This window comes from Pseudodesulfovibrio tunisiensis, from assembly GCF_022809775.1.
Taxonomy (GTDB): Bacteria; Desulfobacterota; Desulfovibrionia; order Desulfovibrionales; family Desulfovibrionaceae; genus Pseudodesulfovibrio; species Pseudodesulfovibrio tunisiensis.
On record NZ_CP094380.1, the window covers coordinates 1,982,328 to 2,005,585 of the forward strand.

General features: G+C 60.2%; 21 protein-coding genes and 1 tRNA gene. 15 read left to right on the top strand and 7 right to left on the bottom strand.

The genetic code is table 11. The annotated features are described in order from the left end of the window. Nucleotides 1-34: 34 nt before the first annotated feature. From MPN23_RS09755 to MPN23_RS09770, 4 genes are all read right to left on the bottom strand, one after another. Nucleotides 35-586 (bottom strand): DUF2179 domain-containing protein, encoded by a 552-nt coding sequence (locus MPN23_RS09755; RefSeq protein WP_243544020.1) that lies wholly within the window; start codon nucleotides 584-586, stop codon nucleotides 35-37. A 243-nt stretch (nucleotides 587-829) separates the two neighbouring features. Then, nucleotides 830-1,885 (bottom strand): adenine nucleotide alpha hydrolase family protein, encoded by a 1,056-nt coding sequence (locus MPN23_RS09760; protein WP_243544021.1) that lies wholly within the window; start codon nucleotides 1,883-1,885, stop codon nucleotides 830-832. Between the two features lie 176 nt (nucleotides 1,886-2,061). Next, on the bottom strand, nucleotides 2,062-2,868 hold the full coding sequence (locus tag MPN23_RS09765; protein WP_243544022.1) for a glycosyltransferase family 2 protein: 807 nt from the start codon (nucleotides 2,866-2,868) through the stop codon (nucleotides 2,062-2,064). A gap of 184 nt (nucleotides 2,869-3,052) precedes the next feature. Beyond that, nucleotides 3,053-5,110 (bottom strand): AsmA family protein, encoded by a 2,058-nt coding sequence (locus MPN23_RS09770; RefSeq protein WP_243544023.1) that lies wholly within the window; start codon nucleotides 5,108-5,110, stop codon nucleotides 3,053-3,055. A 217-nt stretch (nucleotides 5,111-5,327) separates the two neighbouring features. Here MPN23_RS09770 and recA point away from each other — a divergent pair, with 217 nt between their 5' ends. The 5 genes from recA to MPN23_RS09795 all read left to right on the top strand — a co-directional run bounded on the left by recA (nucleotide 5,328) and on the right by MPN23_RS09795 (nucleotide 11,508). Next, nucleotides 5,328-6,368 (top strand): recombinase RecA, encoded by a 1,041-nt coding sequence (gene recA, locus MPN23_RS09775; RefSeq protein WP_243544024.1) that lies wholly within the window; start codon nucleotides 5,328-5,330, stop codon nucleotides 6,366-6,368. An 81-nt stretch (nucleotides 6,369-6,449) separates the two neighbouring features. After that, nucleotides 6,450-9,092 carry an alanine--tRNA ligase gene (gene alaS / locus MPN23_RS09780; RefSeq protein WP_243544025.1) on the top strand — a complete coding sequence of 881 codons (2,643 nt, stop codon included), beginning with the start codon at nucleotides 6,450-6,452 and terminating at the stop codon, nucleotides 9,090-9,092. Nucleotides 9,093-9,274: 182 nt separating this feature from the next. Continuing rightward, the gene (gene rplM / locus MPN23_RS09785) at nucleotides 9,275-9,703 is read left to right on the top strand and encodes a 50S ribosomal protein L13 (RefSeq protein ID WP_243544026.1); all 429 of its coding nucleotides are present in this window, start codon (nucleotides 9,275-9,277) and stop codon (nucleotides 9,701-9,703) included. A 12-nt stretch (nucleotides 9,704-9,715) separates the two neighbouring features. Further along, complete coding sequence (gene rpsI / locus MPN23_RS09790; RefSeq protein WP_243544027.1) at nucleotides 9,716-10,105, top strand: 30S ribosomal protein S9; 390 nt, start codon at nucleotides 9,716-9,718, stop codon at nucleotides 10,103-10,105. 140 nt (nucleotides 10,106-10,245) lie between these two features. After that, entirely contained in the window at nucleotides 10,246-11,508 is a 1,263-nt protein-coding gene (locus MPN23_RS09795; RefSeq protein WP_243544028.1) for a radical SAM family protein, read from the top strand. 121 nt (nucleotides 11,509-11,629) lie between these two features. Here MPN23_RS09795 and MPN23_RS09800 read toward each other — a convergent pair whose 3' ends face one another. Then, entirely contained in the window at nucleotides 11,630-11,848 is a 219-nt protein-coding gene (locus MPN23_RS09800; RefSeq protein WP_243544029.1) for a hypothetical protein, read from the bottom strand. 250 nt (nucleotides 11,849-12,098) lie between these two features. Then, complete coding sequence (gene purM / locus MPN23_RS09805) at nucleotides 12,099-13,157, bottom strand: phosphoribosylformylglycinamidine cyclo-ligase (RefSeq protein ID WP_243544030.1); 1,059 nt, start codon at nucleotides 13,155-13,157, stop codon at nucleotides 12,099-12,101. 168 nt (nucleotides 13,158-13,325) lie between these two features. Here purM and MPN23_RS09810 point away from each other — a divergent pair, with 168 nt between their 5' ends. The 10 genes from MPN23_RS09810 (at nucleotide 13,326) to dtd (ending at nucleotide 22,071) form a co-directional block, all read left to right on the top strand. Beyond that, nucleotides 13,326-13,652, top strand: coding sequence for a hypothetical protein (locus MPN23_RS09810; protein ID WP_243544031.1), 327 nt, complete (start codon nucleotides 13,326-13,328; stop codon nucleotides 13,650-13,652). A 19-nt stretch (nucleotides 13,653-13,671) separates the two neighbouring features. Next, complete coding sequence (gene amrS / locus MPN23_RS09815; protein WP_243544032.1) at nucleotides 13,672-14,688, top strand: AmmeMemoRadiSam system radical SAM enzyme; 1,017 nt, start codon at nucleotides 13,672-13,674, stop codon at nucleotides 14,686-14,688. Between the two features lie 46 nt (nucleotides 14,689-14,734). After that, nucleotides 14,735-14,811: transfer RNA gene (locus tag MPN23_RS09820), tRNA-Pro, on the top strand. A 600-nt stretch (nucleotides 14,812-15,411) separates the two neighbouring features. Beyond that, nucleotides 15,412-15,840 carry a winged helix-turn-helix domain-containing protein gene (locus MPN23_RS09825; RefSeq protein WP_243544033.1) on the top strand — a complete coding sequence of 143 codons (429 nt, stop codon included), beginning with the start codon at nucleotides 15,412-15,414 and terminating at the stop codon, nucleotides 15,838-15,840. A gap of 123 nt (nucleotides 15,841-15,963) precedes the next feature. Next, nucleotides 15,964-19,002, top strand: coding sequence for a formate dehydrogenase-N subunit alpha (fdnG, locus tag MPN23_RS09830; protein ID WP_243544034.1), 3,039 nt, complete (start codon nucleotides 15,964-15,966; stop codon nucleotides 19,000-19,002). An 18-nt stretch (nucleotides 19,003-19,020) separates the two neighbouring features. Next, nucleotides 19,021-19,713: a 4Fe-4S dicluster domain-containing protein gene (locus MPN23_RS09835; RefSeq protein WP_243544035.1), complete on the top strand. Its 693-nt coding sequence runs from the start codon at nucleotides 19,021-19,023 to the stop codon at nucleotides 19,711-19,713. Between the two features lie 104 nt (nucleotides 19,714-19,817). Continuing rightward, on the top strand, nucleotides 19,818-20,738 hold the full coding sequence (locus tag MPN23_RS09840) for a formate dehydrogenase accessory protein FdhE (protein ID WP_243544036.1): 921 nt from the start codon (nucleotides 19,818-19,820) through the stop codon (nucleotides 20,736-20,738). 124 nt (nucleotides 20,739-20,862) lie between these two features. Then, the gene (locus MPN23_RS09845) at nucleotides 20,863-21,210 is read left to right on the top strand and encodes a nucleotide pyrophosphohydrolase (RefSeq protein ID WP_243544037.1); all 348 of its coding nucleotides are present in this window, start codon (nucleotides 20,863-20,865) and stop codon (nucleotides 21,208-21,210) included. Nucleotides 21,211-21,220: 10 nt separating this feature from the next. Next, a complete protein-coding gene (gene queD / locus MPN23_RS09850) occupies nucleotides 21,221-21,604 on the top strand; it encodes a 6-carboxytetrahydropterin synthase QueD (RefSeq protein ID WP_243544038.1) in 384 nt (127 codons plus the stop codon). Nucleotides 21,605-21,606: 2 nt separating this feature from the next. Further along, nucleotides 21,607-22,071: a D-aminoacyl-tRNA deacylase gene (gene dtd / locus MPN23_RS09855; RefSeq protein ID WP_243544039.1), complete on the top strand. Its 465-nt coding sequence runs from the start codon at nucleotides 21,607-21,609 to the stop codon at nucleotides 22,069-22,071. A 215-nt stretch (nucleotides 22,072-22,286) separates the two neighbouring features. On the opposite strand, the gene MPN23_RS09860 is transcribed toward dtd, so the two are convergent. After that, nucleotides 22,287-23,243 carry an AEC family transporter gene (locus tag MPN23_RS09860; RefSeq protein ID WP_243544040.1) on the bottom strand — a complete coding sequence of 319 codons (957 nt, stop codon included), beginning with the start codon at nucleotides 23,241-23,243 and terminating at the stop codon, nucleotides 22,287-22,289. Nucleotides 23,244-23,258: the final 15 nt, after the last annotated feature.

Here is a 23,258-nt window from a genome sequence, read left to right on the forward strand (position 1 = left end):
GAAACAGCATGCGGGCCGGGTCGACCGGCCCGTGCTATTTGCATTTGAGAAGCGACTGCCTTCTGGCGAAAATGCCGAGCTGTTTCGCCCGCACGTCCTCCACGACGCAGAAGGCCTTTGAATCAAAATCCATCACGATGTCTTCCACCGGCTTCATGTCCTTTCTGCGGACCACGGCTTCCACGATGTCGATTTCCACGGTGGAGCCCTTTCCATGCACCAGAGTCGAGCCGAATCCGTGCTTGTTCAGGGCCGCGATCAATGCAAGGCCGTTCTTGATCGTGAACACCCGGTACTTGATGAAGCCGAAACCGATCTTGGCTTCGAGATGCAGCCCGATGTACGTGCCCACGGCATAGCCGGCAGCATAGGAAAGGTAGCTGAACATGTCGTTCGCACGGGAAAACACCTGGGCAATGATCACCACCCAGATGAAGATTTCCACGAAACCGATGAGCGGAGCGATGTTCTTTTCGCCCTTGGAAACGAAAATGATCCGCAAAGTCCCCAGAGAGACATCGGCAATACGTCCGAGAAAGATCACACCGGGCAAAAGCCACGGATACACATCGAGAAAATCAAACATGTTCCTGAGCCCTCAGCATGGATAAAGCAGACATTCGCACAACACGGCCCACAGCCAATACCTGATCAGCCCATCGGAAAATTCGACCTTCAGTCGCGGCGTTCAATCATGATCGCAACCGGCTTTTCCCTTCCGTCCGGTTCCGCAACCCGGAATTCCGGCGGCATGCAACGGAATGCTTCCGAAGCAATCGGCCGGACAGGGCTGCGCATCAGCATGCCTCACGGATCGTCAAAGCGCAAACTACCCGTGATGTTCCTCTTTCCATTCCCGCACTTCGCCGGGCTTGGCCTCGGTCCATCCCAACGGAGTTTCCCGGTTGGGGAGCACCGAAACCACTTCCGACGCGGTTCCCCGGCGCACGCGGACCTGAATGGGGTCGCCGGAGATTTCGCTGTGCCGGACAGCCTTGGATGAATAGGACGCGACCCACGCCGCGGCATCCAGCACGGCCTCGGGCGACCAGTCCCCGACAAGGGGACGGCCCACGCCCGTGGGGCTGGGAAAATCCTTGACCCGAAACACGTAATCCGCTGGCCGAATCAGACCGTCGAGCAACTCGTTGTCCCGCTCGCGACGCGTGGTCACCAGCCAGTGATTCCCGGCCCAGACCTGACGGCCCACCTGAGCCAGCACGAAATCCTGCGGATCGGGACGGCCCTTGATGCGAATCAGACGCACGAACCTTGCCGAGGACGGTCCCTCGGTGAGCACGCACCCGCCTGCGGGCGTGGGAACCTCGGTAAATCCGTAGGCCTGGGCAGCGGCCATCTGGGGTTTGCGCCCCCGGCCATACCAGTCATGCAGCCGCTCCCGATCCACCAGCCCGGATTCCTCCATGGGCGTGATGGGCTGCCCCTTGGCGCACAGGGGGCGAAGCAGTACATCCCTGACCCCGGCCTTTTTGCTGATGCGGTTCAGTGCATCCTTGCGCTGGGACATGGGACGCTGGCCCGAGACCTCGCCCGTGACAAGAAAGGATGCGCCGTACTCCGGCAGCAGTTTTTTGGCCCGGCTCAGCATGGCGACCTTGCAGTCGATGCACGGATTCAGCCACTTGCCGAATCCGCTGGGCGGACCGTCCAGAAGCATGTTCGTGTATTCGCGTGAAATGTCCCCGGCAACGCCGTCTATGCCGTATTGTTCCCTCCAGACCCCGAGCAGATGCGGCTTGCCGAAGAACGGGGACACGAAGTGCAACCCGAGCACGGACAAGCCCTGATCCATGAGGGTACGCATGGCCAGTATGGAATCAAGCCCGCCCGAAAGCAGGGCGAGCGCGTCATATCGCTTTGTCATGGAGCGCCCTTTACGCGAGGATTCGCCACAGGGCAAGCCTGTGCAACCGCTGCACCGAAAGAGGAAATGGCTCTCGACCGGCAGGGAAAAACGAGCCGGTTCCCTGAAACGGCAACCGGCTCGACAAACATTTCCCTTCTGATCCGAAAACGGATCGGGAAACAAGCCCGCCTTTCCTATCCCTTCTCCCCCTGCGCGAATTTCCGAGCCGTGCGCACAAGGTCCGAGGACTGCTCGAACAGCCTGTTCCAGTTGGCGTTGCTGTGGTTGTGAACCTCGCGTTCCGGGCCGTGATGGCGGACGTTCGCCAGCACGCGAGGCACGTGCACGAACTCGGCGCCGCTCATGGCGAAACGCAGGTACATGTCGTGATCCTGCGGATAGATGGCCGGGTCGAAATATCCGCACCTTTCGTGCAGCTCGCGCCTGTAGAGCTTGCACACGCCCACCAGATACCATTGGCAGAACGCGGCTTCGAACGTATAGTCCGGCAAAGAGAACCGCCGGAGAATGCGGCCCGTGTCATCCACCACGTGCATGTCGGCATAGGCAAAATCCGCGTTGTTCTCCTCAAGCGCACGAACCAGCCCGGAAACCATGCCCGGCAGCAGCATGTCATCCGAGGCAATGAACGTGCACAGTTCGCCGGTGCAGGCACGGAACCCCGTATTCAGGGCCTCGCTCAACCCCTTGTTCACGTCATGCCGGATCACGCGCAGTTCTCGGCCTTCCGGGGCGTACCGCAGATGCTCCACGCGCTCCACCTCGCCGATCTCATCGTTGAGCCGGGCCGCGTACGACACCTTTTCCGTATCCAGAGCCGCGCAAAACTGCTCAAGGACCTCGGGAGTGCGGTCCGTGGACCCGTCGTCCACCACCACGATCTCCAGATTCGGATATTCCTGAAACCATGCGGAATCCAGACAGATTCCCAGATACTTGTCCTGATTGTAGCAGGGGATGACTATGGAAACTTTCTTCATTGCTCGTCCTGAACTGGAATTTGGCTGTCGATTGTGCGGGTCTGGAAACCTTTTCGGCAGAAACGGAAATATCCTTACCCAATGCATCCGAAACACCCGGCAGTATGCGGGCTTTGGCTCCGACTGGCAAGAACAAGGGCCGGGCAATCACCTGCCCGGCCCTTCTGCTTTCCTTTTTTTCCGGCTAGTTGAACAGTCCCTTGATGAGTTTGCCCGGATCGATTTTCCCGCCCGACTTTTCTCCGGATTTTTCCGGCGTGCCGAGAATGTTCTTTCGCAGGTTCTCCTCCAGATCCTTTGTTCCCTTCCTGAACGTGTCCTTGAACAGTGCCTCGGCCATGGCCTTGGCATCCAGACCGATGGACGGATTCGCAAGGCTGCCCTTGACGTAGATGGGCAGCGGCAGGCCGGAAAGCTCCTCGATGGATTCGCCTTCCTGTCCCTTGAGCGTGCCCACCACGGTCACGGTGGCAAGATAGTCCACCGCATCCTTGGGCAGATCGGCCCATCCCTTGCCCGTGACGCGCAGGAGCGGGGATTTCATGAGCAGATCATTGTTGGTCACGTGCCCGTTCGTGATCTTCGCGCTGCCCAGCAGCTCCGCGAAATCCGTGCGTTCCGGCTCATCTCCGGACACGGGCTGTCCCTTGATCCGGGCGAATGCGTCGCGCAGCATCTTGGCCACGTTCACGCCGTTGATCGCGCCATCCGTGAATGCGAACGACGCGGTTCCGTTCAGGTTCCGCTTCACGGAATCCGGAGTCAGCCCGAGGCCGCGCACGTCGGCCTTGGCCACCACCGTGCCCAGCACATGATCCTTGCCCACCAGATCCTTGAGAAACGGTCCGGCCTGAAAATTGGCCAGATCGGTTCCGGCGCGCCAATCCGCTCTGGCCGGATTCGCGTTCAGGGTGAAATCCAGCTTGGCAAGGCCGTCGTACAGATGCGCGCTGAACGGATCGAGGCGAAGCACACCGTCCTTGATCCGCAGCTCGGCCAGAATGTCCGTGATGCGCAGGTTCGCGACCTTGAGCTTGCCGATGGTCAGCTTGGCGGTCACGTTCTGATCGCGGAGCGCGCTCAGATCAGGCTCCTGTTGCGCACCGCCGGCAGATTCGGCAGATGGGGACTCGGACTTCTGGCTCCCTGTGGCACCCTTTTCCCCGGAAGAAGGCGGCAGGTAGCGGTCCACGTCCATGTCGTCCACGTTCATGGTCGCGGTCACGATGGGACGGGCAAAGTTGCGCACCGAGGCATTGCCGTCCATGCGCGTGTCATCCAGCACGATGTTCAGATTCTCCAGGGATGCGGAGTTCGTGGTCCCGGAAAGCTTCAGGGACAGGGAGGCCTTGCCCAGCACGGCCGGATCAGAGGTCTTCGGCGCCTCGATCTTCAAATTTTCCATAACGTTGCGCGGCGAGAATTCCGCAATGGACAACTCGCCGACATAGGCCGGAGAATCCTTGAGTCCCTGCACGGACATGGTCCCGGAAATCTTCATGCCCAGCACGGACAGCAGCATGTCCCGGACGGACGCGCTTCCGCCTTCGAGGTCCAGCGTTGCTATGCCGGACAGTTCTGGGCGCACGGTCAGGCCATCCCCGGCCGCGAGACCAAAGGACAGGGTAAAGGTGAACGGCTTTGCCCCGGCCATTTCGCCGATCTTCAGATTCAGATCGGTCAGTGCCGCCTTCTGCCCGGCCTGCCGGTCGTCCCACGTCACGCTGGCGTTGGCAATGCGCACACCGCCCACGGACAGGGACGAAATGGACATGGGCTTGCCGCCCTCTGCTTCCTGCACGGGTTCGGATGCAGGCTCCGCCTTTTCGGACGCGCCGCCCTTGGCGAGATCATCCCAGTTGGAGCGGCCCTTTTCATCCCGGGACAGATTCAGGGCAAAACCTTCCAGCGACACTTCGCCCACCTCGATGTTGCCGGACAGCAGCGGCAGGATGCGAATGGAAACACCGGCCCTGGCAATGCTCACCATCTGGTCGGGGGCGAATCCCGGGGCATTGCCCAGCGCCACAGGGCCCAGTTCCAGCCCGAGCCACGGGAAAAAGGTGAATCCGATGTCCCCCTCGAAAACAAGTTCACGTCCGGTCTGCTCCCGGACCAGCCGCGCCATGTCATCCTTGTAGTCGTTGGGGTCCACCACGGCCACCAGCACCACGGCTGCGGCCACCAGCAGCACGACCACGCCGAGAATTGTCCCCGATATCCACTTCAGTGCCTTGCTCATACGTTCCATCCTTGTTTCATCAGCAGGCCGATCCGGCCCGATTCATTGCGTTGGGCACAGCGTATCACGCGAAGGAAAAAAGGAACAGGAATTCCGTATGCGGAAGCGGTTCTTCCGGGCCGGGACCGGCGTGAACTATTGCCCACGCGTCCCGTATCTGATACTTAACGACGTTGCTCATTCGTTCACGGCCCGCAACCACGCAAGGAGAAACCACATGGCCAGGAAAGCCGCCAATCCCGAAGAGCTGCGCAAGGAAGCGCTGGGCACGGCCCTGACTTCCATCGAACGCAAGTTCGGCAAGGGATCAATCATGCGCCTCGACGACGAGGCATCGCACAACATCCCGGTCATTCATACCGGGTCCATCGGGCTCGACCTCGCTCTGGGCATCGGTGGTGTGCCGCGCGGCCGCGTCATTGAAATCTACGGCCCGGAATCCTCGGGCAAGACGACACTGGCCCTGCACATCGTGGCGCAGGCACAGGCCAACGGCGGCAACGCCGCGTTCATCGACGCGGAACACGCCCTTGATCCGTCCTATGCCAAACGTCTCGGGGTCAAGACCGAGGAACTCCTCATTTCCCAGCCCGACTATGGTGAACAGGCTCTGGAGATCGCGGACCTGCTGGTGCGCTCCGGCGCAGTGGACGTGGTGGTCATCGACTCGGTGGCCGCACTCATTCCGCAGGTCGAACTGGAAGGCCAGATGGGCGAAACCCAGGTGGGCGGACAGGCCCGGCTCATGTCCCATGCCCTGCGCAAGCTCACCGGCACCATCCACAAGTCCAACTGCGTGGTCATCTTCATCAACCAGATTCGCATGAAGATCGGCATGACCGGATACGGCAACCCCGAGACCACGTCCGGCGGCAACGCCCTCAAGTTCTACGCCTCGGTGCGCATGGACATCCGCCGCATCCAGACCCTCAAGGACAAGGACGAGGTGTTCGGCTCAAAGGTCCGGGTCAAGATCGTGAAGAACAAGGTAGCCCCGCCTTTCCGGGAGGCCATCTTCGACGTGCTCTACGGTCAGGGCATCAGCCGCATGGGCGAAATCATCGACATGGGCGTGGAAAACGGCATCGTCGACAAGTCCGGCGCATGGTACGCGTTCGGCTCGGAAAAGCTGGGCCAGGGCAAGGAAAACGTGCGCAGCCTGCTGCAGGAAAATCCGGACATAGCCCAGGCCATCGAGGACCAGCTCCTCGTGCACCTGGGAATAAAGGAGGCCCCGACCGAACAGGACGGGGAATAATCTGACTTTTCCCGGAGAAAGGCGCCCCGGCAGGTTCCGGGGCGCTTCGTCGTCCGGAGACCATTTTGGAGAAACAACCAGATGAAGGCTCAAGAAATCCGTCAACGCTTCCTCGAATATTTCGAGCGCAAGGGACACACCGTGGTGGAGTCCTCCCCGCTCATTCCCAAGGACGACCCCTCCCTGCTGTTCACCAACGCAGGCATGGTCCAGTTCAAGAAGCTGTTCCTGGGGCAGGAGAAGCGCGACTATTCCCGCGCCACCACCTCGCAGAAATGCCTGCGCGTGGGCGGCAAGCACAACGACCTCGAAAACGTGGGCCGCACCGCGCGCCATCACACCTTTTTCGAGATGCTCGGCAACTTTTCCTTTGGCGACTACTTCAAGGAAGACGCCATCCGGTTCTGCTGGGAATTCCTGACCGAAGAACTCGGCCTGGACAAAAGCCGCCTGTACATCACCATATACAAGGATGACGACGAGGCAGGCGAACTGTGGCAGAAGGTGGCGGGCGTTCCCGCGGAACGCATCTACCGTCTGGGCGAAAAGGACAATTTCTGGTCCATGGGCGATACCGGCCCCTGCGGTCCGTGCTCCGAGGTCCACTATGATCAGGGCGAGCACATGACCTGCGGCCCGAACTGCGGCATCGGCAAGTGCGACTGCGACCGCTTCCTCGAAATCTGGAATCTCGTGTTCATGCAGTATGATCAGGCCGAGGACGGCACCCGCACCGACCTGCCCCGCCCGTCCATCGACACGGGCATGGGTCTGGAGCGCATCGCTGCGGTATGTCAGGGCGTGAACTCCAACTACGACACCGACCTGTTCCAGTCCATCATCCAGTACACGGCACAGCTCGCGGGCGTGACCTATGGCGCGAACGAGGAAACCGACACGGCCCTGCGCGTCATCGCGGACCACAGCCGCGCCATCGCCTTCCTGATCCCGGATCAGGTCATGCCTTCCAACGAGGGCCGGGGCTACATCATGCGCCGCCTGATCCGCCGCGCCTACCGCTTCGGCAGACTGCTCGGTTTCAACGAACCGTTCCTCTTCAAGACCGCGTCCAAGGTCGTGGACGACATGGGCTCCCACTTCAACGAGCTCAACGCCACACGCGACTTCATGGTCAAGGTCGTGACCGAGGAGGAAGAGCGCTTCGCCAAGACTCTGGACAAGGGACTGGACAAGCTGGAAGAGGAACTGGACCGACTGGCCGGGGACAAGGCCGTCATGGTGCCTGGCGACGTGGTGTTCCAGCTGTACGACACCTTCGGATTTCCCATCGACATCGTCAACGACATCGCGGAAAAGCGCGGCATGGGCGTTGACGAGGCCGCCTTCAACGTCCTCATGGACGAACAGAAGGAACGCTCCAAGAAGGCATGGAAGGGGTCAGGCGAAAAGGACGTGGCCGCCACGTTCCAGACCCTGCTTGAACAGGACCTGTCCTGCACCTTCACCGGCTACGAAACCCTGACCGGCAAATCCCGGATCGCGCACCTTCTGGATGCGGACGGCAACGAGATCGAATCCCTTTCCGCTGGCCAGTCCGGCTGGCTCGTGGCCGAAGCAACCCCGTTCTACGGCGAATCCGGTGGCCAGACCGGTGACACAGGCATCATTGCCACGGAGTCCGGCAAGGCCGAGGTTGCGGACACGCTCAAACCGTCCAAAAAACTCACCGGCCACAGAATTCTGGTGGCCGATGGTGAAATCCGCAAGGGACAGAAAGCCGATCTTGAGGTGGACCGCGCGGGCAGACTCGCTTCCGCGCGCAACCACACCGTGACCCACCTGCTCCACGCCGCCCTGAAAAAGGTGCTGGGCGACCACGCCAATCAGGCGGGTTCCCTTGTGGGTCCGGATCGCCTGCGCTTCGACTTCACGCACATCAAGGCCATGACCCCGGAAGAGATTTCCGAAGTGGAACGGCTGGTCAACACCTCCATTCTGGAGGCCCACGACGTGATCCGCGAGGTCATGTCCATTGACGCGGCCCGCGAAATGGGCGCGACCGCCCTGTTCGGCGAGAAGTACGGGGACGAAGTTTCCGTGGTGCAGGTTCCGGGCGTGTCCATGGAACTGTGCGGCGGCACCCATCTTCAGAACACGGGACAGGCGGGCAGCTTCCTGATCCTTTCCGAATCCGGCGTTGCCTCGGGCATCCGCCGCATCGAGGCCGCCACGGGCTGGAACGCCCTGAACACGCTTCAGGACAAGCGCGCCACTCTGGACGAGACCGCGCACATGCTCAAGGCCCGGCCCGAGGACGTGCCCGCCAAGGTGGATGCGCTTCACAGGCAGGTCAAGGAAATGGCCAAGGAGATGGAAAAGCTTCAGGCCAAACTGGCTTCCGGCGCAGGCCGCGACCTCATGAGCGAGGTCCAGGAGATCAACGGGGTCAAGGTGCTGGCCGTGGAGCTGGAAGCCCCGAACATGAAGGTCATGCTCGACCAGATGGACAACCTGCGCTCCCGCATGGAATCCGGCATCATCTGCCTGATTTCCGGACACGAGGACGGCAAGGTGTCCGTGGCTCTGGCCGTGACAAAGGACCTGCACGACAGATTCAAGGCGGGCACCCTGATCAAGCCCGTTGCGGGCGAAGTCGGTGGTGGCGGCGGCGGCCGTCCGGACCTGGCCCGGGCCGGCGGCTCGGACGCCAAGGGAATTCCGGCCGCGCTCGACATGCTGAAAAAGCTTGTAATGGACGCGTAATTGTGGCATTAGCCAAGCCCGTCCTGTGAAAAGTCGGGGCCGGAGATTTTACCCGTTACATTTATCTCCAGCAACGACGGACCGTTGGGATGGCATAATCTATATACTATCAGATCAAGGTTGACATGCGGAGTCAAAATCCGTAAATGTCCCCTTCCTAGTTTGCGCAAGGAGCATTTATTATGAAGACATATAGCCCCAAGCCGGAAGACGCCAATCGCGAATGGTTTGTGGTGGACGCCACCGACAAGGTGCTGGGTCGCCTCGCCACCGAAATCGCAGGCCGCCTGCGTGGCAAGCATAAGGCCGAATTCGCCCCCCACATGGACATGGGCGACTTCATCGTCGTTATCAACGCCGAGAAGATTCGGGTCACCGGCCAGAAGCTGGACCAGAAGATGTACCACAAGCACACCGGTCGTCCCGGTGGGCTGCGCTCCAAGAGCCTGCGCGAGATGCTGGCTCTGAAGCCGGAGAACGTCATCACCACCGCGGTCAAGGGCATGCTGCCCAAGAACCGTCTGTCCCGTCAGCTGCTCACGAAGCTGAAGGTGTACGCTGGTCCCGAACATCCCCATGCTGCCCAGCAGCCCAAAACTATCGAATTTTAATCGGGGGTAACCATGAGCGATTTCACTTACGCCACCGGCAAACGCAAGAACGCCGTTGCCCGTACCCGCCTGTACAAGGGTACCGGTCAGATCACCGTGAACAATCGTCCCTTTGACGAGTACTTTCCGCGCAAGACTCTGCAGATGATCGTGCAGCAGCCCCTGAAGCTGACCAAGTTGCTCGACAGGTTCGACATCAAGGTCAACCTCGTTGGCGGCGGTGTTGCCGGTCAGGCCGAAGCCCTGCGCCACGGCATTGCCCGCGCCCTGTGCGAGTTCGATCCCGAGCTCCGCGGCGTGCTCAAGAAGGCCGGCCTGCTGACTCGCGATTCCCGCAAGAAGGAACGCAAGAAGTACGGCCAGCGCGGCGCTCGCGCCAAGTTCCAGTACTCCAAGCGCTAAACCGGCGTTTCGGTACACTGCGACACATCAGGTCGGCATCCTCTCCGGGATGCCGACCTTTTTGCGTTCACCACTTCCGCAAAATTATATTTTCATCTCCCCACTTGCGCGGATTCGCACACCTCTTTATTATCCCGCGCATGTCATCCAAGAAAAAACCCCAGCCACGGATGTTGTTCGCCAATCAGGACGGCGAAATCTTCGACCACCCCGATCTGCTCATGATGTGCCGCAGAGGCGCGGAGTTCGGACTGCCACGGCCTGACGAGCTCATCGCCATGCCCCCGGAATCCGAATTCTTCATGCTGCCCGGCAGGCACGCCATGGGATTCGACCCGGAAACCGGCGAAGCCGAACTCATGGAAGAGCTGGCCGTGGCCGCATTCGTCTGCCCGGGCCATACCAATACCGGACTTGCCGCCTATGAAACCGATCCGGGCTCGCCCCTGCTGCCGCTGCTGGCCTATTCCGCCATCGGCTACGCAGACGGCAGATTCTGGGTCTGTGCCAAACGCGTGGACGAGGACAAGCGACAGGTCTTCAGCAACATCCCGCCGGATCGCGTCGAATCGGGCGCGCATCAGCTCATGCGCGAACTGGAAGGCAATCGGCTGGTCAACCATCTGGCAGGCTGCGCCCTGCAAAGCGGCTGTCCGGCCGCCAAGAACCTTGCTCTGGGCCGCTTCGAATGCCCCCTGCCCACGTCCCAGGCGTGCAACGCCAATTGCGTGGGATGCATCTCCTACCAGCCCGAGGATTCCGGGTTCCCCTCTCCGCAGGGCCGCATCTCGTTCCGGCCCACGCCCAAGGAAATCGTGGATGTCATGCGCCGTCACGAATCCCGCGAACGGCGCCCCATCTTCTCCTTCGGTCAGGGCTGCGAAGGCGAGCCTCTGCTCGAAGCCGAGCTCATTGCCGAGGCTGTCAGCCAATATCGCAGCGAAGGCGGCACCGGCACCGTAAACATCAATACCAACGGTTCACGGCCTCAGACCATGCCCGTACTCAAGGTGGCCGGAGTCAATTCCATCCGCGTCAGCCTGAATTCCGCACGCAAGGGCCCCTACGAAGCCTACTACCGGCCCAAGAGCTACGCCTTCGAAGACGTACGCGAAACCATTGCCAAGGCCCACGAGGTCGGCATCCACGTGTCCCTGAACCTGCTCTATTTCCCGGGCATCACCGATACCGAGGAAGAACTCGCCGCACTCATCGAACTCGGGCAGGAAGCCAAGTACGACTTCATCCAGCTCCGGAACCTCAATCTCGATCCGGAACTCTACCTCGACATCATGTCGCCCTTCGACTTCGGACCGAGCATGGGATTCATGAACTTCAAGAAACGACTCAAGAAAGCACTGGACTGGATCAATTACGGCTATTTCAATCCGTATCTGGGGTAGGAATGCCTCCGGCGGCCGGAGAACCTTTCGAGAAAGGTTCTCCGGACTCTCCAAAGCTTTTTGGCTCTACGCCGCCAGAGGATACAGGGAAACCTGTCCAGTCCTTATGGCGGCGTAATTTTTATATATCCATCTTATTAAGAATACTTTTCAACTCTTGCAATGCTTCTTGTGTAAACCGAATTGACTGACTTTTCTTTCCCACAATCTCACGATTTCGTGAACCAAAAGTATCAATCTGAAGCATTTTATTATCTGGACTAATCGAATATTTACAAGTCGTTTCAGAATGACGACTTGCCGGCCAATCTTGTTTAACCAAAATTTTCACAACAGCCATTATGCCTCCTCTTTAAAACGACCATTCTTGCCGTAAACACTTCAGGACTAACGATCTGCCAACTTATAATCAACAAGTTTTATTCAACTCCGTTTCGAGAATGAAAAAAGGCCTGATGCATGTCCCGGCAGGGCATGCATCAGGCCTTTTTTCATTCTCGAAACATATGGGGATCCAAGGGGCCTTGCTCCTTGGCGGGTGCAGGGCAGCGCCCTGCCCCCTCCCCGGAGGGGCCGCCGGAGGCAAACTCCTACAGATTGTTCACGACAACCTGTTCCTCGTCCCCCTTGCGCTCGTTGATGCGGCCGATGGTGAACGCATCCACGCCCTGCGCCTTGAGGGTTTCCAACGCACTGGCCTGATCGGCCGGGTCCACGATGCAGATGTAGCCGATGCCGCAGTTGAAAATCTGGAGCATTTCCGGCCAGGACAAATCACCCTGCTCGCGCAGCCAGTCGAAAACCGGCGGCATGGACCAGGAACCGAACTCGAACGCGGCAGTCACGTTCTCGGGCAGAACGCGCGGCACGTTGTCGTAGAATCCGCCGCCCGTGACATGCACCATGCCCCGAACGTCAATCTGCTTGAGCAGTTCCAGCACGGACCGGACATAAATTTTCGTGGGCCGAATCAGGGTGTCCGCAACCGTGTCCTGCGTCCCGGGGAACAGATCGCCGGGCTTGAGGCCGGACTTGTCGAAAATCTTGCGAATGAGGGAATAGCCGTTGGAATGCGGCCCTGTGGAGGCAAGGCCGATGCAGATGTCGCCGGGCTTGATGTTCTCGCCGGTCACGAGTCTGGCCTTGTCCACCATGCCCACGGCGAACCCGGAAAGATCGTATTCGCCATCAGGATAGAAACCGGGCATTTCCGCAGTCTCGCCCCCGAGCAGCGCACAGGCAGACTGGCGGCAGCCTTCGCACACGCCGGACACGACCTGTTCGGCCACGCCTGATTCAAGCTTGCCCGTGGCAAAATAGTCGAGAAAAAACATGGGGGCAGCGCCCTGAACCAGCACGTCGTTGACGCTCATGGCTACGAGATCGATGCCCACGGTATCGTGCTTGTCGAACTGGAACGCGAGCTTGAGCTTGGTGCCCACGCCGTCGGTTCCGGCAACGAGCATGGGAGTTTCGACCCCGGCCATGTCCGGCTGGAACAAGCCGCCGAAGCCGCCAATGCCCGTGGCCACGCCCGGAGTAAAGGTGCTGGCAACCATGTTCCTGATCCTGCCGATGAACCGGTTTGCTTCCTCTATGTTCACGCCCGCTTCGGTATATGCCTGACTGCGTTTGGCGCTGTTGCTCATGATCTCTCTCCTGATTGGGTGTCGGAATGCCCGGGTTATAGGCACTCCGAAGCAGAAGCGCAAGGCCCGGACATCACGAGTTCGCGGTCCGCTGTTTGCATCCTTGCGAGGATGGATTATACTGCATGCACGGCGCGGAATACTCTTCCGCAGTCCACGGAGGCAACCATGCACACCTCTTCACGATTTTTCACGGTCGCCCTGTTCGCGGCTCTGGCCCTTTTTCTGACGGTCCCGGCCACGCAGGCCGGTTCCAAGTTCGAGAACAAGGACACGGCCAAGCAGCGGAACACCTATACCTGGGGCACGGATCAGGGCGAGGACACGGCCACCACGACCTTTGGCAAGGACGAGGGGACCGGGGACTCCACCACGATTCTGAAGTCGCGCCCCAGGGAGCCGGAAACCGACTGGTACGACAAGATCATCATCACCGTGGACCCGGACACCAAGTGGCCGAAGGACAAGACCGACACCCAGAATCCGGGGGAATGACGATCCCCGAGGAGCAGCCATGCGCGAAGCCATGCTTTGGAAACCGCTGAAGGGACGGAAGGTGCAATGTCATCTGTGTTCGCATTTCTGCGTGATCATGGCGGGCAAACGCGGCAAATGCGGGGTCCGGGAGAACCGCGACGGCACGCTGCATTCCCTGACCTACGGCAAGGTGGCGGCCCTGAACGTGGACCCGGTGGAAAAGAAACCCCTGTATCATTTTCTGCCCGGCACGCGGACGTTTTCCTTTGCGGCCATGGGCTGCAACCTGTCCTGCAGATTCTGTCAGAACTACAGCCTTTCCCAGCCGCCAAGGCAGGGCATGGACGTGCGCGGCGAGCAGTACACGCCCGAGGAACTGGTTCAGGGCGCGCTCCGGTCCGGCTCGGCCAGCATTTCCTACACCTATTCCGAGCCCACGATATTCTTCGAGATGATGCTGGAGACCGCGAAGGTCGCACATGAGAACAAGCTGAAGAACATCATGGTTTCCAACGGGTTCATGAGCCCGGAATGTCTGGACATGCTCGGTCCGCACATCGACGCGATCAACGTGGACCTCAAGGGATTCACCGAACAGTTCTACAGGGAGACGTGCGGCGCAAAGCTCAAGCCGGTGCTGGACAACCTGCGCCACATCCGCAGGCTTGGCTGGTGGCTGGAGGTCACGACCCTGCTCATCCCGGAGGGCAACGACGACGCGAAGAGCATCGAGGGCATTGCCGGATTCATCGCCGGGGAACTGGGCACGGAAACCCCGTGGCATCTGTCGCGCTTCCATCCGGACTACCGGATGACGGACCGCGCGCCCACATCGGTCACGAGTCTGGAAACAGCCCGCGACATCGGCCTGAAGCACGGCCTGAAATACGTGTACATCGGCAACGTGCCGGGCTCGGACTTCTCGTCCACGATCTGCCCGGGCTGCGGCCGTGCGCTCATCGAACGCCACGGTTTTTCCTCGGGCCGCAAGGAAATCCGGCAGGGCGCCTGCACACATTGCGGCGCAAAAATCGCCGGCATCGGCATGGGCTGACAACATCTTGCGTTCGCCAACGGATTGACGTAGATAACCTCGTCCACGGGGCGTGGCGCAGTCTGGCAGCGCGCCTGCTTTGGGAGCAGGATGCCGGGAGTTCAAATCTCTCCGCCCCGACCAGAAAAATCAAGGCAACGAATGCACCATGCGTCCGTTGCCTTTTTTCATGGACCATTTCTCACCTCATTCGAAAAATCCCTTCGTTTTCCCCCTCACGTTATTTTTTCCTTCTGCCAATTGACTCGGACGACACTTTCCCACTACCTCAGAAGCATAACAAGCGCCGGAGACGCTGCTGGCGAGGATGGACTCTCGCCTCCTGCGGGCCGCACATTCAGCGGACTGCGTTACCGGAACGGGGGCACGCGCCAAACGCCCCCACTTTTTTCCCTTCCTGCATCTGTGTTAAACTAAGCACACAGTCCTTTCCAATTTGTCACAAACCGTTGTCCCGTGCGGTCTGTCGGGATTTCCTACCACGACGAGGGGGGTTTGTCTGCCTCTCATGAACCATCCTGAAATGACGCCAGCAACCACTCGTCATTGCAGGATTTCATTTCATTCAAGGTGCCAAACCTCGATCAATTAAAACGAGATTGAGCGACTGCCGGGAATGCGCAATGAGTCGCGTACGGAATTATGTCTGAACAGACATAATTATCCAAATGTCCGTTCCTGCGCAGGGCATGGATGAATCCGGACACAACAACCGGAGATGGCGTGAAAAAGGATTGGAAGATCACGGACCATTCCCTTCCGCCGGAAAATGTGGAGCTTCCGGAACGCACCCCCACGGTGCGGCTGCACATCTGGCTGGAAAACGATGACGGGGTGTTGTTCGGCGCGGGCCGAATGATGCTTCTGGACGGCGTGGCGCGCCACGGGTCCCTGAAAAAGGCAGCCGAAAAACTCGGCATGTCCTACAGGGCGGCCTGGGGCAAGATCAAGCAGAGCGAACAGGCCCTCGGCGTGGAACTGCTGGAAAAGCGCGGCAGCGACCGCCGGGGCTACCAGCTCTCGGATGCGGGCATGCAGCTCGTTGCCAGCTACTCGGAATGGTTCGAAAAAGTCGAGCGGGACGCAGTGCGCCACGCCCGGGAAATCTTCTCCTACGAAACCATAGAACGTTTCGAGAAGTCCCGAAAATGAGGGCCTCGGCCTTGGCGCACCGCAACACTCTTTTCGCCGGGTCTCCCATGGGGGGACCCGGCTGTCGGAAGACGCGGCCCGGCCCGTCCCCCGGCCGGGCAACCACAGCAAGGAGGTTTTTTCATGGAATGGTCACGAAGGGGATTTCTGAAGCTCGCGGGCGCAAGTCTGGCGAGTGTGCCCCTGGCGCAGCTCGGGTTTGATCTCGAGCCGGTCCGCGCACATGCTGCGGGCCTGAAAATCGCCGGAGCCAAGGAAGTCATTTCGATCTGTCCGTACTGTGCGGTGTCGTGCCACTTCATCGCGCACGTCAAGAACGGCAAGATCGTCAGCACCGAAGGCGACCCGGACTATCCGGTCAGCGAAGGCGCGCTCTGCGCCAAGGGCGCGGCCATGCTCTCCATGCACAACAGCGAGCATCGGTTGCAAAAACCCCTGTACCGGGCCCCCTACAGCGACAAGTGGGAGGAAAAAAGCTGGGATTGGACGCTCGACCGCATGGCCAGGCGCATCAAGGAAACCCGCGACGCCGATTTCAAGCGCTTCAACGACCGCAACGAGGAAGTGAACCGCGTGGAATCCATTTTCCACCTCGGCACGTCGCAGATGGACAACGAGGAGTGTACAGTGGTGCATCAGGGTGTCCGGGGCCTTGGCCTCGTGCACTTCGATCATCAGGCACGTATCTGACACAGCGCTACTGTTGCGGCTCTGGCAGAGTCGTTCGGACGCGGCGCTATGACGAATCACTGGTGCGACATCGGCAATGCCGACTCCATTCTGATCATGGGCAGCAATGCCGCAGAGCACCATCCCATCTCCTTCAAATGGGTCCTGCGGGCCAAGGACAAGGGCGCCACGGTCATGCACGTGGACCCGAAGTTCTCGCGCACTTCCGCCCGATCCGATTTCCATGTCCCCCTCCGCTCGGGCACGGACATTCCGTTCATGGGCGGCATGATTCACTACATTCTGGAAAACAGGAAATTCTTCCACGAATACGTGGCCAATTACACCAACGCCGCGTTCATCGTGGGCAAGGATTTCGAATTCAATGACGGCCTTTTCGCTGGCTACGATGCGGACAAGCGGGCCTACGACAAGTCGGCCTGGAAATTCGAGACCGACGAAAACGGCGTTCCCAAGCGGGACAAGTCCCTCAAGCATGAGCGGTGCGTGCTCCAGCTCATGAAGAAGCACTATTCCCGCTACACGCTGGACAAGGTTTCCGACATCACCGGCGTTCCGCAGGAACAGCTGCTCAAGGTCTACAAGACCTTTGCAGCCACGGGCGCGCCGGACAAGGCCGGAACCGTGATGTACGCCCTTGGCTGGACCCAGCATACCGTGGGCGTGCAGAACATCCGCACCAGCGCCATCATCCAGCTTCTGCTGGGCAACATCGGCGTGGCTGGCGGCGGCATCAACGCCCTGCGCGGCGAACCCAACGTGCAGGGGTCCACCGACCATTGCATCCTGTACCATCTGCTGCCCGGCTACCTGCCCATGCCCAAGGCCAACTGGAAGGATCTGGACGCCTATGTCAAGGCGACCACGCCCAAGAGCAATGATCCGCTCAGCGCCAACTGGTGGCAGAACAAGCCCAAGTACATGGTCAGCCTGCTCAAGGGCTGGTTCGGCGACAACGGCACCGCAGCCAACGGCTTCGGCTACAAGTGGCTGCCCAAGGCCGATGCGGGCGAGGACTACTCGTACCTCTTCCTGTTCGACAGGATGTACAAGAACGAAATCCGGGGCGGTTTCATCTTCGGCACCAACCCGGCCATGAGCGTTCCCAACACCCACAAGGTACGCAAGGCCTTCGACAATCTGGACTGGCTCGTGGTGGGCGAACTGCACCACACCGAGACCTCGGACAACTGGCATCGCCCGGACGTCGACCCCAAGAAGGTCAAGACCGAAGTCTTCCTCCTGCCCTCCTGCCAACGCGGGGAAAAGGACGGAAGCATCACCAACTCGGGCCGCTGGCAGCTCTGGCATTACAAGGCGCAGGACCCCATGGGCGATTCCAGGTCCATGGGCGACATGTACGTGCAGATATTCAACCGCGTCCGCGACCTGTACGCCAAGGAAGGCGGGACATTCCCGGAACCTCTCCTCAAGATGACGTACCCGAAAAAGTACGATGCGGACGAACGCGCCCGGCTCATCAACGGCGTGTTCACCAGGGATACCGAATTCAAGGGCAAAAAGTACCGCAAGGGTCAGCAGGTGCCGACCTTTGGCGCGCTCAGGGAGGACGGCTCCACCATCAGCCTGAACTGGCTGTACTGCGGCGGCTACACCGAGGAAGACGGCTGCAAGGCCAAGCGCAGGGATCTGAGCCAGACGCCCATGCAGAAGAAGATCGGCCTGTATCCGAACTTCTCGTGGTGCTGGCCCGTGAACCGGCGCATCCTGTACAACCGCGCATCCGTGGACACTGCCGGCAAGCCCTATGCCCCGGAAAAACCGGTCATCGAATGGACCGGCAAGAAGTGGGTGGGCGACGTGCCCGACGGCGGCTGGCCGCCTCTTGCCACTGGCAAGGGCCGCTACCCGTTCATCATGCACACGGAAGGCCACGGCCAGCTGTACGGTCCCGGCCGTCAGGAAGGCCCCTTCCCCGAGCATTACGAGCCTGCGGAAACTCCGGTTGCCAAGCATCCGTTCTCCAAGCAGATGCACAACCCGTGCATGAAGGTCGCCAAGAGCGCGGCCGACAAGCTGGCAAAGAACGCGGACCCGAGATTCCCCATTGTCCTGACCACCTACAGCATGACGGAACACTGGTGCGGCGGCGGCGAAACCCGCAACACCCCGGTGCTGCTGGAAGCCGAGCCTCAGCTCTATGTTGAAATGAGTCCGCAACTGGCAAAGGAAAAGGGCATCGAGAACGGCGATCCCGTAATCGTGGAAAGCATCCGGGGCAAGGTGGAGGCCGTGGCCATGGTCACCATCCGCATCACCCCGTTCACGATTCAGGGCAAGACCGTGCATCTCATCGGCATGCCCTTCTGCTTCGGCTGGACCACCCCGGGCTGCGGCGACGCAACCAACCGCCTGACTCCGGCCGTGGGCGACCCGAACACGACCATTCCCGAGTTCAAGGCTTCGCTGGTCAATGTCCGCAAGGCCGACAAGCGCAGGGAACTGGCATAACCCAAAGGAGGAAAAGCCATGTCGAAAGCATTCTTCGTGGATACGACTCGATGCACGGCGTGCCGGGGTTGCCAGGTCGCGTGCAAGGAATGGAAGGGGCTGAAGCCCGGCATGACCAAGCAGACCGGGACGCATCAGAATCCCCCGGACCTGAACGCGGTCACGCCCAAGCTGGTACGCTTCAGCGAACACATGATCGACGGCAAGGTGGAGTGGTTCTTCTTTCCGGACCAGTGCCGCCATTGCGTGGCCCCGCCCTGCCTCGACGTTGCCGACATCTATGTGGAAGGCGCGGTCATTCAGGACGAAAAGACCAATGCCGTGCTCTACACGGACAAGATCAGGCAGCTCACCAAGGAACAGTTCGAGGAAATGCGTGAGGCATGTCCGTACAACATCCCCCGCCGCGACGACGAAACCGGCGAGGTCATGAAGTGCGATATGTGCCACGACCGCGTGGTCAACGGCCTGCTGCCCATGTGCGTGAAAACCTGCCCCACGGGCACCATGAACTTCGGCGAGGCCGAGGACATGATGGAACTGGCCACCAAGCGGCTGGCCGAAGTGAAAAAGAAGTGGCCCAAGGCCTCGCTCATCGATTACCGTGACGTGAACGTCATCTATCTGGTAGTGGAGGAGCAGGAGAAATACGGCGTCTTCGTGGCCGACAGGTCGCCAGTGGGATTGAATCCCAAGCTGGGATTGGCGTAACACCAACGCCTCCATGACAGGGTAGGACAAACCGACAACCAATCCGCCCCGGACCGTGTCCGGGGCGGATTTTCCCGAAACAGCAGCCATCCCCCGGAGCATGCATGAGTTCCAAGTCCGTCAACAACACCGCGTACATCACCCGTTCCTTCGACCGCATCCGCAACAAGCGGCCACACCTGGCCGACATTGCGAACGCCTTTGAATCACTGGCGCAGAAGCGGGCGGAAATCCGATCCGCCCTGCCCGAATTCGAGAAACAGGACATCCGGGTCGACCCGGACCTGATTGCCGGAGGAGCTCCCCTGCTCACGGAACTGCCCAAAGCGTACATGGAAGCGCATTTCGTGCCCACGCTGGCCGAGCTCGGACCAACGCTGACCACGGCGTTCCCGGTGCTGGAAGACTCCGTGCTCGCAGCTCTGGACATGGCCAGACAGCCGGGAAACGCCAAGTGGCTGCATCTTGCCCTGCATGATGCGGAAGCCCGCTCCGCCATTCTGGAATCGGTCTCCACTCCGGCTCCGCATCTGGATTTCGTGCTCGGGCAGGTGACCCGCATTCTTCTGGAAAAGATGCAGGCTCCCTATGCCCGGGCCATCGAGGAACACCGCTGGGATTTCGGCCATTGCCCGGTCTGCGGCGCCTATCCGGACGCTTCCATGCTCCGGCCCACGCCCGTTGCCGAGGACGAGGCCGCGTACCTCAAGTCGCAGGGCGGCCAATGCTGGCTGCACTGTTCCACCTGCGGCCACGAATGGCGCTACAAGCGCAACATGTGCGTATTCTGCGGCAACGAGGAAAAGGACGACCTGCGCTATTACGAAGCCGAGGGCGACGAGACCGAACGCTTCTACGTCTGCGACAAATGCAAGCACTATTCGGTCTGTCTGGACGAACGGGAATTCATCGAGCCGTTCCACCCGGATGCCGCGCCCATAGCCCTGATGCATCTGGATGTCCGGGCGCAGGAAGAGGATTATGAACCACTGCTCTGGACTCCGTGGAACTCGTTCAAGAGCTGATTTCCGAATTTTCCATCCTCTCCCGAGTCCGGCACGGCCTGCACGCAGGTCGCGCCGGACTTGCCTTTCCCGAGGTTGACGTGCATCAGGGAACAGGCATACTCCGGGGCCGGAGGCACCACACATGGATTCGCTCGAACAACTCACCAGAACCATGCGCGACTTTGTGGAAGCGCGCGACTGGCAGCCCTTTCAGTCGCCCAAGAACCTGACCATGGCCCTGACCGGAGAGGTCGGGGAACTGTCGGAACTGTTCCAGTGGCTGACGCAGGAGGAAAGCCGGAATCCCGGTGCTGAACGCAGGCAGCGCATTGCCGAGGAAATGTCCGACGTGCTGCTCTATCTGGTCCGCATCGCGGACGAGCTGGACATCGACCTGATTGCCGCGGCCACGAAGAAATGCGAGGCCAATGCCCGCAAGTACGATCTGGAAACAGTGAAAGGCGTGCTCAGACGCCGAGACGAATACTAGGAGAACACACATGCCCGGAAAATGGCGACTCACCATTACCCAGGATTTTTCCGCCTCGCACCAGCTCCGCAACTACGGGGGCAAATGCGAGCATCTGCACGGCCACAACTTCGGAGTCGAAGTGTGCGTGGAAGGCGACCGCCTGGACGATCGCGTGCACTATCTCATGGACTTCAAGGAACTCAAGCGGCTGACCAAGGGCGTATTGGAACGGCTGGACCACAAGCACCTCAACGAGGTCGAGTGCTTCACCGAGATCAATCCCTCGTCCGAAAACCTCGCCATGTTCGTGTACCGCGAGCTCAAGCCCGCCATGCCGGAAAACATCCGGCTGGTGTGGGTGTCGGTCTCGGAAAAGGAATCCTCCAAGGCCACCTACTGGGAAGAGGACTAGCCATGCGCATCGTGCTGCAACGCGTGACCCGCGCCACGGTCACGGTGAATGACGAATGCGTGGGCGAAATCGGCACGGGCCTGCTCGCACTGGTGGGCTTCGGGGGAAGCGACTCGGCAGACCTGCCCGGCTCCCCGGTCTGGGAAAAGATGCTGGACAAGATCATGAATCTGCGCATCTTCACGGACCCGGACGGCAAGTTCAATCTGAGCCTGAACGACGTGCAGGGCGACCTCATGCTCGTGTCCCAGTTCACCCTGCATGCGGACTGCAAAAAGGGCCGCCGCCCTTCCTTCACCGATTCCTGTCACCCCGACCTTGCGCGCGGCCTGTTCGACAGGTTCGTGGAGGACGCCCGGGCCAAGGCTCCGGCCAGTGTCGCCACCGGCGAATTCGGCGCGGAAATGTTTCTGGACTTCACCAACTGGGGCCCGGTGACCATTCTTCTGGATTCCGACGAGATGTAGCGGTTTCCCCCCGCAGCATGCAACAGCAAGGCCGCGCGCAGTCGAACTGCGCGCGGCCTTTTTCCTTGCGATTCAACGGCCATCACGGACACAGCGAAAGAACAGTCGCAGCCTGCCCGTTCCAGCCATGAAAAAGTGCAAACCGGCGCGCACATGCAGTGCGCGCCGGTTTGCACTTTCAAGGCAGCCAGCAGATTGCCACGTGGGGCAGTCCGCTATCCGACCACAAGCCCGAACCCGTCAGCCACCATCAACGTGATCGAGAATGTGGGAACATAGAGAAGCATGGACAGAAACACCGTGGCCGAGGTCTCGGACTCGCAGGTGTTGTAGACCTGCGAAAACACGCAGGCCAGCGCGGCCGTAGGCATTCCGGCCAGCAGGATGCCCATGAGCAGCATCTTGCCGGACACGTCGAACAGCAGCAGAAACACGGCGGCCAGAATCGGATGAATCACGATCTTGACCAGATTCACGGACAGGATGTTGCGAATCTTCAGGTCCGATTCCAGCCCGCACATGAGCATGCCCACCGCGAACAGGGCACAGGGGATCGAGGCCATGCCGAAACTGCGCAGACCGTTGGCCAGAAATTCCGGCATGGTCAGACCGCACAGGGAAAACGCGATGCCCAGAAAGGCGCACGAAATGACCGGAGTCTTCAGCATGGTCAGGGTCACGTTGCCCATGATGCGCAACAGGGACTTGTTCTCGCTGCGATGCATCTCGAACTCGGCCACGACCAGCATGACGATGAGCGTGGGCACCAGCACGGCCAGCGTGGACGCGACATACGCCTCCCGGCTGCCGTGAAACAGGGACAGGATGATCGGGAACCCGAGATACGCGCAGTTCGGATAGCTGGCCGACGTGGAGCGCAGGCAGCTTTCCGTATGATGCGCCTTGAAGAAAATGGCGGAAACCAGAAACATGAGGATATAGGAAGCGAACATGGCCAGCGTGAATCCGGCGATGAAACGGAACTGGAAAATCTCGCTGATGGGCGTAGTGGCCAGGGAAACGAAAATCAGCGCGGGCAAGGCGAAATAATACACGAAATCATTCAGGGCGGCCGCACTGCCGTCCGCAAGAATCCCCCTGCGCTGTGCATACCATCCACCCAACACCATGAGAAACAACGGCAGAAGCGTGGAAACAACCGTCATCAACATTGCAACAAACCTCGA